The following is a 12,202-nucleotide window of genomic DNA, read 5'->3' as shown; positions in this document are numbered from 1 at the left end:
ATGGGCCGCCAATATCGCTCACGTTCACGGCAATAACGCAGCGCCATCGCCGCCACGGCGTCTCAAACTCGGGCTAAAATCCGTTCTTTTGGCACTTGACAGTTCGGTTCTGACAGACCATTCCGATCCGGCCCCAGTCTTGTTCGAGGCCTGTTCTGCTCGGATGTAGCAAGCGCGGATCCTGCGAGAATATCGGGGTGAAGAGCAGATCATCGATGATCGGAAGCGCGTCATCGTCATCTGGGTCTGCGTAAGCGATGCCGCTGCCGCCGGACAGAGCCGTCATCCATATTCCGATGCTGGCTATCAGGATTGCCAGCGCCGTTCGAGCGAACCTTTGCAGCGTCATCGGTCGCCCTCTCTGCCGTCTGCCACGAATCCCTGGCTATACGTGAAGTTTACTCGCCAAGCACCTGTGAGCGTTCCGGCAAACAGGAACCGCTCGGCGACCAGCGCTGAGTGACGCGGGTCTCGCCAGACTGCCTCTTCTGAATCGCAAACCAGCTACAAACGCGCAACAACTCTGATTTCGTTAACCAGCAACGCCATAACGGAATGGGGCGGTGCTTAGCGTATCGGCTGTGATGCCGATTTCCGCGGTAGTTCGCCGTGCTGCGGTTCTGGCCGTGTGCCTCGTCGTACCGATGACCGCGCCGTCGGCAGGTGCCCAACCCGACGCCGAACCCCCTCCCGGTGCGGTGCCACCGTCCGACGGGTCGGTGCCTCCAGGCACACCGGCTAGGGTGAACACCCCTGACGGCTGGGTCCTGGCCCTCGGCGCGAAGGACGAGAAACACGTTCCGGTGGCGCCGCTGACCACCGCGCTGTCGTCCCGCGAATACCTCTCCAGCGGAATCTTTGGCGCTTCGCTCACCGGGCCGGAAGACCCCCGAGGCGTCCTGGAGGTCGGCTACGAGATCGGGTGCGGGGTCGACCAGAGCACCTCCAATGGCTTCGTCATCGCAAATGGCAGCGGAATCTCTCCCTCGCTCGCCGCCGAACTGCCGCTGGGTCCCGGCCAGCCGCCTATCGTCATTCCGCTGGCCAGCGGGCAGTATAACAACGTGGTCAGCGTGGGCCTCAAGCCCGGATTCGTCGTCATCGTGCCGGTGGTCCGCAAAGACTTCAAGGGGCCAAATCCGTGGATCATGATCAGCGACTTCCACATCAAGATCGACGGGTGCGTTGGCCAGTCGTTCATCCGTTCCTACGCGACCATGACCCGCATCACCGATGAGTCCGACGTGGTGCTGTCCTACGTCGGCTCCACCAAGGCCGTCTGACCGCGATTGCCGAAGGCGAGCTTCGACGGCACCCGCGGCGTTGGTGCTCGGCACGCTCTGTTGCGGATTTCGGCGAATGCCACCGCGACTGCCGCCGAAAACTCTTCCGCCAAGGCATGGACGGGGTACGTTCCTGGAATAAGCCTGATCGAGGGGGAATCGAGGGGGCAGGGTAATGAGCTTTTCGGTGTGGCCGCCCGAGGTCAATTCGGTGCTGCTGCTTGCTGGACCGGGATCGGAGCCGATGCTGGCGGCGGCGACGGCCTGGGACGGAATCGGCGGTGAATTGAGCTCAGCGGCGAACGCATTCGGTTCGATCACCTCGGACCTGGGGGCTCAGGCCTGGCAAGGCGCCGCGTCGGCCTCCATGACGGCGGCGGCAGCCCGGTACCTGGACTGGCTGGGAAAGGCAGCCGCTCAAGCCGAACAGTCAGCAGCTCAAGCCCGGGCGGCGGCCATCGCCTATGAAGCAGCACTGGCCGGCATCGTGCACCCTGAACTGATCAACGCCAACCGTGGCCAGTTGGTGTCGCTGGTGATCTCTAACCTGTTCGGTCAAAACGCACCGGCGATCGCGGCCGCCGAGGCTGCATACGAGCAGATGTGGGCTCAGGACGTCGCCGCGATGAGCGGATATCACAGCAGTGCCGCGACGACGGTCGCGCAGTTGGCCCCGTGGGAACAAGCGCTGCAAGATCTGCCTGGACTGCCAGGCGAATTCGCCAAAGCAATCGGAAACGGTTTCGCCTTGGTAGAACAGCAAATTCAGCAGACCCCCACGGCACTGGCCAGTGGATTCGCCCGGGTTTCCGACACCCTCATCACCGGCGTCTTCGGGGCGCCGGCTGATCCGCCTTTCGCGGCAACGCATTCGGGGAACTTCACCGGCGCCCCGTCGCTGGCGACCAGACTTGAAGAAGCCGCGCTGTGGCCGGTGAAACCCCTGCTCGCGTTGTCCGGCCTGGAAACTCAACTTGCGGTGCCCGGTAACCCACTGTTGGCGTTGTTCGCGAGCGACATCCCGCCGCTGTCGTGGTTCCTCGGTAACTCCCCGCCACCTTTCCTGAATTTGCTGCTGGGGGAGACGGTGCAATACACAACGTATAACGGGATGAGCGTCGTGCAGATCACGCCGGCTCATCCGACCGGTGAATACGTGGTCGCCATTCACGGTGGCGCGTTTATCTTTCCGCCCTCGTTCTTGCACTGGATCAATTACTCGGTGATGGCCCAGCAGACCGGCGCGACCGTTCAAGTCCCGATTTACCCGTTGCTGCAGGAAGGTGGTACCGCCGGTACGGTCGTACCCACGATGGCCGGTTTCATCTCCACGCAAATCGCTCAACACCAGCCGTCCAACGTCAGCGTGATCGGCGACTCGGCGGGCGGCAACCTCGCACTGGCGGCTACCCAATACCTGGTGGCCCACGGCGACCCCGTGCCGGAGTCAATGGTTCTGGTGTCTCCGTGGCTCGACGTGGGAATGACCAATCCGAATATCGGGCTGGTCCAGGATCCGTTGCTTCCTGTCGGGCCCGCGCAACAGATCGGCAGGGTGTGGGCCGGCAATCTTGACGTGAACGACCCCATGGTGAGTCCGCTGAACGGCTCCCTGGGCGGACTGCCGCAGACGTATGTCTACTCGGGCAACCTGGACATCCTCGCGCCGGACGTGTTTGTCCTGCAACAAGCGGCCGTAACTCAAGGGGCCCCGGTCAGCTTCGTGCTGGCCAACGGTCAGATTCACGACTGGATTCTGCTTACTCCGGACGGTTTCCAATACTGGCCGCAGATCAACCGGCAACTCGGTATCGCCGCCTGATCGCGGGCGAAGCACCGCTCAGTCGCGCCGATGCAGGAAGCCATGCAGAATCGCCTGGACGAGTTCGTCGACGATCGCCTCCCGCGGGGGCGGCACGGACCCGAAGAAGGTCGCCTGCAGTGCGACCATGCCGACGATCATCGCCACCGTCGAGTGCGCCGGCAGGTCCGGCTGACTCGAGCGGATTCCGCGTAACCGCATGCCCTCGGCGCTGATCTGACCGAGCACCGCAATAGCCCGTCGCATGTCGGCGATGCCGGTGTCCTCGGTTTCCTCCTCGCCGAACGCCTCCGACGCCGCGAGCGTCAGCAGCAGACCCCGATGGTCCACGAGCATGTCGTAGAGCTGCTCGACGAAATGGCGGGCCAGTTCCTCTTCGTCGGTTTCCTCCGGGACGACCGACTGCCATGTCCGGCTGAATTCGTCGACGAAACGGGTGAAAGGAAGAACCAGTGCTTCCCGGAAAAGCCCGGCCTTCGAGCCGAAGTGCCGGAATAGCAGGTATTCGCTGACTCCGGCCGCCTGTGCGATTTCACGCGTCGTGGTGCTGCGGTAGTCCTGGCGGGCGAACAGCTCGCGCGCGGCATCGAGCAGGAGCCGGCGCGGCTCACCGCGAGGCCGACGGAGCGGCTGAACCGGCGCTTGGGCCGCGCGCCCGTTGCTGGACGAAAGTCGCTGGGACACCGTCATTTACTCCTGGGCACTCCGGTATTTCACGATCGTCGGCCTTGACCTTCGACTTAGAATAGTATCCACTATCACAAAGCCGGGTAGCCTGCCGGAAGGGCGTGTTGTGGGCGCGGTCATCATGCTCGGAACCCTGTTCGGGCTGATCGTCGTCATCTTCGGTCTGGTTATCTACATCGACCCGGAAGCGCGCCGCGGCGGGCGCTCACGATGAGTACCCAGTTGACGCCGTTGCTGACTGCGGCCGTCATCTTTGGCTGGGGTAGCGGCATCGTGTTCACCGCGGCGGGTGGGTATCTGAGCTTTCGCCGCCGTCGGCTACACCCACTGCTATTGCTGTGTGTCTCGGCGATCTCGTTTTCGTGGATCGAGGCGCCCTACGACTGGGCGATGTACGCGCAATTCCCGCCCGCCCTACCACGAGTGCCGTCGTGGTGGCCGTTGAACATGACGTGGGGTGGGCTCCCCTCGTCGGTGCCGGTCGGCTACATCGGCTACTTCGTGCTGCCCGCGGTGATCGGCGCGGCGCTCGGACGACGGTTGAGCGCGCGGTTCGGCTGGTGTCGGCCGATCACGCTGCTGATCGTCGGACTCGTCGTCGGCTTCTGCTGGGCCTTCGTCTTCAACGCGTTCCTCGGGGCCCGGCTCGGCGTCTTCCATTACGGCTACGTGATTCCCGGCCTGGCAATCTTCGAGGGCGCCAAGCACCAGTACCCGGTCTACGACTCGCTGGCATTGGGGGTGCAGATGATGGTCTTCACCTATCTGCTGGGCCGCACCGATTCCCAGGGACGAAACGTCATCGAGATGTGGGCCGACAAGCGCTCGACGAGCCGGCTGCAGTCGGCAGTGCTGTCCGTCGTCGCCGTCGTTGTCATCGGGAACCTACTGTACGGGGCGGTCTTTGCGCCCCACCTCGTCACCAAGCTGGGCGGGTGGGTGACCTCCGGGCCGACGGAGCAGCTATTCCCCGGCGTACCGAACCAACCCCGGCAGGGCGGATGAGTGCCCACCCAACAGGAGCTTTACTACGATCCGTTCGACTTCGACATCGATGACGATCCCTATCCGGTGTGGAAACGGATGCGGGCAGCGGCCCCACTGTATTTCAACGACAAGTACAACTTCTATGCGTTGAGTCGCTACGACGACGTGGCAGCCGCACTGCATGATTGGCAGACGTATCGGTCGGGACGGGGCACCACGGCCGACATCTTGTTCAGCGGCATCGAAGTTCCGCCGGGAATCCTGCTGTTCGAGGATCCGCCGCTGCATGATCTGCACCGGCGCTTGTTGTCGCGGGTTTTCACCCCTCGGCGGATGCTGGCCGTCGACCGACTGGTGCGTGAATTTTGTTGTCGCGCACTGGATTCGCTTCGCGATTCGGACGGGTTCGACTTCGTCGCCGATCTGGGGGCGATCATGCCGATGCGCACCATCGGCTACCTGCTGGGCATCCCCGAGCAGGCGCAACAGCTAATCCGTGACCGCAACGACCAGAACCTCGCGCTCGGACCGCGACGGGAGGGGGTCAGCCCGACGATCTTCGAGGATTCGATGGCGATGTTCGCCGAGTACATCGAGTGGCGGGCGACGCATCCCTCCGACGACCTGGCGACAGATCTGCTCAACGCCGAAGTCGACGAATCAGACGGATCCCGGCGGCGCCTGGAACGCAACGAAGTTTTGGCCTACACCGCGATGATCGTCGGTGCCGGCAACGAAACCACCGCGCGGCTGATCGGTTTCATGGGCCAACTGCTCGGCGAGCATCCCGACCAACGACACGAACTCGTCGCGGATCCGCACCTGATCGGCTCGGCGGTCGAGGAGACCCTGCGCTACGAGCCGCCGTCGCCGGTGCAGGCGCGCTACGTCGCTCGCGACGTCGAGTTGTACGGGCACACCGTGACCGAGGGCTCCCACATGCTGCTGCTCAATGGTTCGGCGAATCGGGACGAGAAGAGATTCAGCGAGCCGGATCGCTACGACATCCACCGCAAAGGTGGCCATTTGAGCTTCGGGCAGGGACTGCATTTCTGCCTCGGCTCGGCCCTGGCGCGGCTCGAGGCCCGGGTCGCGTTCGAAGAGGTCCTCAAGCGATGGACCGACTGGGAGGTCGACTACGACAACGCCAGCAGGGCACGGACGTCCAGTGTGCGGGGCTGGGCGCGACTGCCCGTCAAGACAGTTCGGGCCAAGCCCTGATCAATGCGAAGCCGGTCAGCGGTGGCCGGGCGCGTTGGGGTTGCAGTCGATGCGATCAGGGATGTAGCAGTCCGGAATGATCCAGTCGCTGAGCGGATCCTTGGGATTGACGCGCACCGAACCTTTCGGCAGCTCAGGAGCTTTGCCCGGTTCGAGAGCGAAGGTATTGGAGAAGATGGCCGGCTGATCCCGGGCCAACCGGAGAAGCACCCCGCCCTGCCGGACACAGATAAGTCCAACGGCCGGTGGCTCTTTGGACGGGTCCGGCATCGCCTCCGAGCTCGGGTAGACGAGATTGCACAGATCCTGGGCGCTCAGAATGTGGTACGGGGGGTCGTCGGCCTGCGCCGGCGGAGCGACCAGCAGCCCCGCTCCGAGAACACCCATTCCTATTGCGCCTACGGCGAGTTCCCGAAACATGTCCACCACCTCGTGGTTGTGCGCGACTCAGCGGAATCATAGCGGTCGAAGGCGCGTGGCGGAACAACTTGCTTTTCTCGCCCCTGCACGCGATGCGGCGCAGCGCTATTCCTGCTGGACGCCGGTCAGCGTCCGAATCGTTTCCAGTTCGCCGTCCTGATAGGCCCGCCCGTCGGGCCGCAGCAGGTCGCTGAACCACACCTTCGGCGGCGTGCGGTACGGGTGATCCCACGAGTCCCACGGCAGGTACGTCTGGGTCTTTCCGGCGACCAGCCCCCAGTTGAACGCTCCGACGTTGTGCCGCTTGGCAATTGGCAGAATTCCCGCGACGGTGCTGCCCCGGCTGCGGGCCAGGTATTCGGTGCACACGACCGGACGCCCCAGTGGGGAAAGTTCGGCGATCCGGGCCTCGAAGTCGGCCGGCGCGCCATAGCTGTGGAAGGTGATCACGTCCGAGTTGTCCAGTTGGATGCCGCTGATCGTGCTGCGTTGCCCGGGGTCGGCCCAGTTTCCCTGCCAGACCCCACTGGTCAACGGCTGAGCAGGCTCGACTGCCCGCGCCCACCGGAACACCTGGGGCAGCAAGTCGGCGACCAGCGCCAGCTTGTCCTTGCGCTCCACCTTGCGATATACGCGCGCGGGATTGTCGGGTTCGTTCCACAGGTCCCAACCCAAAACCCGGTCGTCATTGCGGAATTGGCCCACGACTCCGGTGACATAGTCGTAAAGAACGCCGACGTAGCGCCGGTCACCGAGGTGTTCGGCACCGGGGCTTTGCACCCACCCGGAGTTGTGCACCCCGGGCCTGGGCGGGCGCTGACGGCCCGGCCTGGGGAACGGGTCCCAGCAGGAGTCGAACAAGACGAAAAGCGGCTTGATGCCATGGCGCGCGGCGATCGCGACGAACTGCGCGAGACGGCCTTGGAAGCCTTGGCGGTCCTGGGCCCACAGTAGGTCGTGGAGAAAGACCCGCACCGTGTTGAACCCGAGTGACCGCGCCGCGGCGAGCTCGCCGTCGATGCGCCGCGGGTCATAGCTGCCCGACTGGAACATCTCCAGCTGGTTGACGGCGTTCGACGTGATGTAGTTGGCGCCGACGAGCCAGCCCTGCGCTTGATACCAGCTGTTGGCACGCTCGGCCGGCCACCGGCCTGGTTCGGCACCGGCGCGCCCGGCCGTGGCCAGCGCCGTGCCCGCGGCCAGCAGCAGCGGCAGCTTCAACGCGGTCCGACGGTCCACGAAAAGACCATAATTTCGCCAGGTGATCCGTATGGTGTTGCTCGGCAACGTGTTTGGAGTTGCTTATCGATTCGAAACGTTTGAGGTTGGGAATCGTTACTTGCGTTGTGCGGCGGCGGTTACCGCGATGCCGACAGCCGGTCGCGAAATCCCGGGCCGGCCTCGGGGGTCACATTGCGCGCGGTGATCTCCTCGCCGCAGCGGACGCAGATCAGGCGAGGATCGACGAATTCGCCGCAGGTGTGGTGTCGCAGCATGATCGGCGGGCCGTCAGGGTGGGGCAAATGCTCGTCGCCCCACCGCATGAGCACGACGATCGCCGCGAAGAGCTCTCGGCCGGCCTCGGTGAGCCGGTACTCGTGTCGTTCGGGATCGCGGGAGTAGGGGACGCGGTCGAGAAGGCCGACGTCGACGAGCATCCGCAGCCGCGACGACAGGGTGGGGCGCGGGATGTTGAGGTTGCGGGCGAGCTGGCCGAAGCGCTGCACCCCGAAGAACGCCTCACGCAGGATGAGCAGCGTCCAGCGCTCACCGACCAGCTCCAGGGCCCGTCCGACAGACTCGCCCTCGAAGCGATGCGACAACTCGGCGGGGTGCATAGTTCAACGACTTTACCGGTTCAATTACTGAACCGACAGGAGTAAGTTGATTGAACCGCCGCCGTCACCGTCACCAGGAGCCGTTGATGAATCACCGCGACGCCGAGATCGAGAACCTTGCCGAGAAGATCGCCCTCGCGGCTCGCGAGCTTTCCGGGCAGATCGATCGCGATCGCCGACTCCCCGACGAACTCGTTACCAGCCTGAATGCGGCCGGACTGCTGCGCGCCACCATGCCCCGCGAGGTCGAGGCGTTGGAGCTGGCGCCGGAAACGGCGCTGCGGTGCGCCGAAGCGATTGCGCGCGGTGACGCCTCCGCGGGATGGTGCGTATCGATCGCCATCACCAGCGCCCTGCTGGTCGCCTACCTGCCGGCGTCCAGCCGCGAGGAGATGTTCGGCGGCGGGCGGGGTGTCGCGGCGGGGGTGTGGGCGCCGCGGGGCACGGCGCGCTCTGTCGACGGCGGTGTCGTGATGTCCGGGCGCTGGGCGTTCTGCAGCGGGATCAGCCACGCGGACATGATGTTCGCGGGTTGCTTTGTCGACGATCAGCGGGTGCCCTCCGTCGTCGCGTTGCCCAAAGCGGACCTGAAGGTCCTCGACACCTGGCACACCCTGGGCCTGCGCGGCACCGGCAGCCACGACAGCGTCGCCGACGAGGTTTTCGTGCCCGCCGACCGGGTGTTCTCGGTGTTCGACGGACCTGCGCTGGATCGGCCGCTGTACCGCTTTCCGGTGTTCGGCTTCTTCGCGCTGTCGATCGGCGCGGCCGCATTGGGCAATGCGCGCGCCGCGATCGACGACCTCGTCGAACTGGCCGCCGGAAAGAAGGGCCTGGGCTCCACGCGCACACTGGCCGAACGCCCGGCGACCCAGGCTGCGGTGGCGACGGCCGAAGCGGCGCTGGATGCCGCGCGCGCGCTGTACTACCAGGCGATCGACGCCGCGTGGCAGGCCAGCCACGGCGCCGATGCGGTGCCGGTGGCGTTGCGCAACCGGCTCCGGCTGGCGGCCACGCATGCGGTGCGGATTTCGGCCGACGTGGTGCGCACCATGTACGACCTGGCGGGGGGCAGCGCCATTTACGACAGCTCGCCACTGCAGCGCCGGTTCCGGGACGCCTTCACCGCCACCGCCCACTTCCAGGTCAACGAGGCCTCCCGCGAGCTGTCCGGCCGGGTGCTGCTCGACCAGCCCAGCGACGTGGCGATGCTGTGAGCGGCATGGACGTCGAGGTCGCCCTGCCGTTTTGGCTTGACCGACCCGACCACGAAGCAATGGAGGTCGCGCTGGCGGCCTCCGACGCAGGCTTCGACGCCCTCTGGATCGGCGAGATGGCCACCTATGACGCGTTCGCGCTGGCGACCGCGGTAGGGCTGCGGGCGCCCCACCTGACCCTGAAAATCGGCCCGCTGGCCGTCGGTGTCCGTGGCCCGGTGGCACTGGCGCTGGGAGTCGGTTCGGTTGCCTCCCTCACCGGCAATCGGGTCGACCTTGCCCTGGGGGCGTCCAGTCCGGCGATTGTGAGCGGCTGGCACAACCGCCGGTGGGCACACCATGTGCCGGTCATGCGCGAAACCATCGAATGCCTGCGATCGATATTGGCCGGCGAACGCGTCGACTACGTCGGCCGGCACGTCAGCAGCCACGGTTTCCGGCTCCGCAACGCACCGCCGGATACCCGAATCGCGTTGGGGGCGTTCGGTCCCGGCATGATCCTGCTGGCGGCCCAGCGCGCCGACGAGGTGGTGCTCAACCTCGCGTCGCCGGCGCGCGTCGCGCAGGTTCGGGAGGTCCTCGACACAGAAGCCGCCGCGGTCCGCCGTCGCGCGCCGCGCCTGACGATCTGGGTGCCGGTCGCGGTCAACCCGGGTGCTGCCGCGCACGCGCAGGTGGCTGCTCAGCTGGCCGTGTATCTCGCGCCGCCCGGCTACGGCGAAATGTTCGCCGCGCTGGGCTTCGGCGACCTCGTCCGCGGCGCACGCACCGGCGCAACCAGACGCGAACTGGCGGCGGCCATTCCCGTCGAACTGCTCGATCAGGTGGGGGCGCTGGGCGGCGCCGACCGGATCGCGGCCCGGCTGCGCGCCTACCACCGAGCCGGGGCCGACTGCCTGGCCGTCGTGCCCTCGACAGCCGAAGACCCCGGTGGCCGGATGACGCTGCGCACGGTCCGGGAGATCGTGCCCCTGGTCGACACCGAGTGCCGTCCTACCGAGTAGCCCGATCCGCGGATCTGGTGGTCAACCGCCCAGCCATGGGACCGGCCACGTCGAAACCGAGGACAGTCCGCTGGCCGGCGACGATACTCAGCGGCATGGTCGCGACGCTGCCTGCCCCGCGCCTAACGGACGTCTCCACGATGGACGAGGTCATCGAAGGCATCGAGGCGATCATTGAATGGTCGGGTGAGACGGCGAGCCGGGTCGGCTACTTCGCGCTCGTATACAAGCGGGCAACCATCGCGGTTCGCGATGCCATCAACGCGGGAATGTTCGCCGACGGACCGCGGATGACACGGTTCGGCGTGGCGTTCGCTCACCGGTACTTCGATGCCGTGCAGAGCCGGTTCGACGGTGACCACCGGAAGCCGACCCGAGTGTGGCAGGCCGCGTTCGACGTGAACGCCAGCGATAGCCCCATTGTTTTGCAGCACATCCTCACCGCGATGACCGCCCACGACACTTTCGACCTTGGTATTGCCGCCGCCGCGACGGCCGGAGATTCGCTGGAGCCGCTGCAGAGTGATTTCGACATCGTCAATGCCATTCTCAGCAGTCAGATCGGCCGAGTCCTGGACGGCATCGAGCGGATTTCACCGGTCATGGCTGGGGTACGCAAGATGTTGGCCAGCAAGGACGTCGGCTTCGTCGGCGCGGAACTCAAGCGTTCTCGTGACCTCGCGTGGACAATCGCGCAACAGCTTATCGCCGAGCCAGAATCCAGCCGCGGGAACATAATCGATCATTTCGACGCCACGATTGCCCTGGAGATCGAAAAATACTTGAACCCGCCATGGGCGATATCGAAAATGGTCAAGGCCATCGCCATGGGAGAAAGCCGCGACGTAGCCTACAACCTGGGCATGATTGACCAGGCCGGGTAATCGCCTGACCGGTGTTCAGCGGCTGGTTTCGTGGTCCCGCGCAGCAGAAATTCTGGTGAAGAAGTATTCTGTGGCATTGGAATACATGAAGCCATAGAACAACGCGAATAGTAATTCCTCCAGTGGGACTCCCGCGATGACCGCTCCCGAAAGGGCAGACAAGTTCCACACATGGAACAGGTAGTGCGGATATACCGCGCTGAACATCACGAAGCACACAAAATACAGTCCCGTGAATAGAAAGCCGGCCAGCATAATCCTCGGGATCCGCGCCGGCCAGCAGGCGCACGAGGCGGCGGCACCGGCGAACAGCGCGATGATCGTGATGTAGATCGGGTTCACATTCGTCGTGGTGATGAGAGTGACAAAGACCGGGATCGGGGAAACCAGGGCAAGAACTTGGAGGGAGCGTGCACATCGCGGCTGCGGCCCGATTTTCCGGCCGATCTTGCGGAGGCCTGTGTAGATGGCAGCAACCATTCCACCCGCTGCGAATGAGAACACAACACTTTCGATATCGATGCCTATTCTGTTGTTCAGATCAAACAGACTCGGCGGATTCCAGTAGCGGCGGTTCGGCGAGGCCGGTCAGTGCGGTGATCCCGCTGACCCGCAACATTGTCATGCGGCGCGTGGTATCCGCCGGGACCCAGAAACCAACCCAGATCAGCATCAGCCCTGCGCTGCCGATCAGATATGCGTGGGTCACCTTCCGACTCGCTTTCTGGCCGTACGGCCCATCCAGTTAGTCCCATTTAGTCCCAATACCGTTCAGTTAAGACTACATGGGTGTAGTTTGTAGGGTATGCCTCGTGCGGGTTGGCGCAAGCCTGAGTCGG

At 64.8% G+C, this 12,202-nt stretch carries 14 protein-coding genes; 7 read left to right on the top strand and 7 right to left on the bottom strand.

What is annotated here, in order from left to right:
- Window positions 1-73 precede the first annotated feature (73 nt).
- Window positions 74-349 carry a hypothetical protein gene (locus BST40_RS05395; RefSeq protein ID WP_075548811.1) on the bottom strand — a complete coding sequence of 92 codons (276 nt, stop codon included), beginning with the start codon at window positions 347-349 and terminating at the stop codon, window positions 74-76.
- Window positions 350-584: 235 nt separating this feature from the next.
- Here BST40_RS05395 and BST40_RS05390 point away from each other — a divergent pair, with 235 nt between their 5' ends.
- Both BST40_RS05390 and lipY read left to right on the top strand, forming a co-directional pair.
- On the top strand, window positions 585-1,283 hold the full coding sequence (locus tag BST40_RS05390; protein WP_075548810.1) for an MspA family porin: 699 nt from the start codon (window positions 585-587) through the stop codon (window positions 1,281-1,283).
- Between the two features lie 175 nt (window positions 1,284-1,458).
- Window positions 1,459-3,105: a triacylglycerol lipase LipY gene (gene lipY, locus BST40_RS05385; protein ID WP_167381681.1), complete on the top strand. Its 1,647-nt coding sequence runs from the start codon at window positions 1,459-1,461 to the stop codon at window positions 3,103-3,105.
- Window positions 3,106-3,123: 18 nt separating this feature from the next.
- On the opposite strand, the gene BST40_RS05380 is transcribed toward lipY, so the two are convergent.
- A complete protein-coding gene (locus tag BST40_RS05380) occupies window positions 3,124-3,789 on the bottom strand; it encodes a TetR/AcrR family transcriptional regulator (protein WP_075548916.1) in 666 nt (221 codons plus the stop codon).
- 213 nt (window positions 3,790-4,002) lie between these two features.
- Between BST40_RS05380 and BST40_RS05375 the strand changes: the two genes are divergently transcribed.
- Window positions 4,003-4,797, top strand: coding sequence for a spirocyclase AveC family protein (locus BST40_RS05375; RefSeq protein ID WP_075548809.1), 795 nt, complete (start codon window positions 4,003-4,005; stop codon window positions 4,795-4,797).
- Complete coding sequence (locus BST40_RS05370) at window positions 4,798-6,000, top strand: cytochrome P450 (RefSeq protein ID WP_075548808.1); 1,203 nt, start codon at window positions 4,798-4,800, stop codon at window positions 5,998-6,000.
- Between the two features lie 15 nt (window positions 6,001-6,015).
- On the opposite strand, the gene BST40_RS05365 is transcribed toward BST40_RS05370, so the two are convergent.
- The 3 genes from BST40_RS05365 to BST40_RS05355 all read right to left on the bottom strand — a co-directional run bounded on the left by BST40_RS05365 (window position 6,016) and on the right by BST40_RS05355 (window position 8,258).
- Entirely contained in the window at window positions 6,016-6,420 is a 405-nt protein-coding gene (locus BST40_RS05365; RefSeq protein ID WP_131808352.1) for a hypothetical protein, read from the bottom strand.
- Window positions 6,421-6,525: 105 nt separating this feature from the next.
- Window positions 6,526-7,659 carry a glycoside hydrolase 5 family protein gene (locus BST40_RS05360; protein ID WP_075548915.1) on the bottom strand — a complete coding sequence of 378 codons (1,134 nt, stop codon included), beginning with the start codon at window positions 7,657-7,659 and terminating at the stop codon, window positions 6,526-6,528.
- A 119-nt stretch (window positions 7,660-7,778) separates the two neighbouring features.
- On the bottom strand, window positions 7,779-8,258 hold the full coding sequence (locus BST40_RS05355; protein WP_075548806.1) for a winged helix-turn-helix transcriptional regulator: 480 nt from the start codon (window positions 8,256-8,258) through the stop codon (window positions 7,779-7,781).
- An 86-nt stretch (window positions 8,259-8,344) separates the two neighbouring features.
- On the opposite strand from BST40_RS05355, the gene BST40_RS05350 reads away from it, so the two are divergent.
- The 3 genes from BST40_RS05350 (at window position 8,345) to BST40_RS05340 (ending at window position 11,363) form a co-directional block, all read left to right on the top strand.
- Window positions 8,345-9,475, top strand: a complete 1,131-nt coding sequence (locus BST40_RS05350) for an acyl-CoA dehydrogenase family protein (protein WP_075548805.1) — start codon at window positions 8,345-8,347, stop codon at window positions 9,473-9,475.
- A gap of 5 nt (window positions 9,476-9,480) precedes the next feature.
- The gene (locus BST40_RS05345; protein ID WP_083153694.1) at window positions 9,481-10,479 is read left to right on the top strand and encodes an LLM class F420-dependent oxidoreductase; all 999 of its coding nucleotides are present in this window, start codon (window positions 9,481-9,483) and stop codon (window positions 10,477-10,479) included.
- Between the two features lie 95 nt (window positions 10,480-10,574).
- Window positions 10,575-11,363 carry a DUF5995 family protein gene (locus BST40_RS05340; RefSeq protein ID WP_141563941.1) on the top strand — a complete coding sequence of 263 codons (789 nt, stop codon included), beginning with the start codon at window positions 10,575-10,577 and terminating at the stop codon, window positions 11,361-11,363.
- Between the two features lie 15 nt (window positions 11,364-11,378).
- On the opposite strand, the gene BST40_RS05335 is transcribed toward BST40_RS05340, so the two are convergent.
- Both BST40_RS05335 and BST40_RS29980 read right to left on the bottom strand, forming a co-directional pair.
- The gene (locus tag BST40_RS05335) at window positions 11,379-11,867 is read right to left on the bottom strand and encodes a lycopene cyclase domain-containing protein (RefSeq protein ID WP_142276709.1); all 489 of its coding nucleotides are present in this window, start codon (window positions 11,865-11,867) and stop codon (window positions 11,379-11,381) included.
- A 37-nt stretch (window positions 11,868-11,904) separates the two neighbouring features.
- Entirely contained in the window at window positions 11,905-12,072 is a 168-nt protein-coding gene (locus BST40_RS29980) for a hypothetical protein (protein WP_158006377.1), read from the bottom strand.
- Between the last annotated feature and the right edge of the window lie 130 nt (window positions 12,073-12,202).

Origin of the sequence: Mycobacterium persicum (assembly GCF_002086675.1) — a bacterium.
Classification (GTDB): domain Bacteria; phylum Actinomycetota; class Actinomycetes; order Mycobacteriales; family Mycobacteriaceae; genus Mycobacterium; species Mycobacterium persicum.
The sequence above is the reverse complement of the archived record's forward strand: the minus strand, read 5'-3'. Positions and strand labels throughout refer to the sequence as shown.

Excerpts from the sequence above, each read along its gene's own strand:
- BST40_RS05375 (WP_075548809.1), top strand. The coding sequence starts at position 4,003 with ATGAGTACCCAGTTGACGCCGTTGCTGACTGCGGCCGTCATCTTTGGC.
- BST40_RS05350 (WP_075548805.1), top strand. The coding sequence starts at position 8,345 with ATGAATCACCGCGACGCCGAGATCGAGAACCTTGCCGAGAAGATCGCC.
- BST40_RS05365 (WP_131808352.1), bottom strand. The coding sequence starts at position 6,420 with ATGTTTCGGGAACTCGCCGTAGGCGCAATAGGAATGGGTGTTCTCGGA.
- BST40_RS05345 (WP_083153694.1), top strand. The coding sequence starts at position 9,481 with ATGGACGTCGAGGTCGCCCTGCCGTTTTGGCTTGACCGACCCGACCAC.
- BST40_RS05395 (WP_075548811.1), bottom strand. The coding sequence starts at position 349 with ATGACGCTGCAAAGGTTCGCTCGAACGGCGCTGGCAATCCTGATAGCC.
- BST40_RS05340 (WP_141563941.1), top strand. The coding sequence starts at position 10,575 with ATGGTCGCGACGCTGCCTGCCCCGCGCCTAACGGACGTCTCCACGATG.
- BST40_RS05355 (WP_075548806.1), bottom strand. The coding sequence starts at position 8,258 with ATGCACCCCGCCGAGTTGTCGCATCGCTTCGAGGGCGAGTCTGTCGGA.
- lipY (WP_167381681.1), top strand. The coding sequence starts at position 1,459 with ATGAGCTTTTCGGTGTGGCCGCCCGAGGTCAATTCGGTGCTGCTGCTT.
- BST40_RS05390 (WP_075548810.1), top strand. The coding sequence starts at position 585 with ATGCCGATTTCCGCGGTAGTTCGCCGTGCTGCGGTTCTGGCCGTGTGC.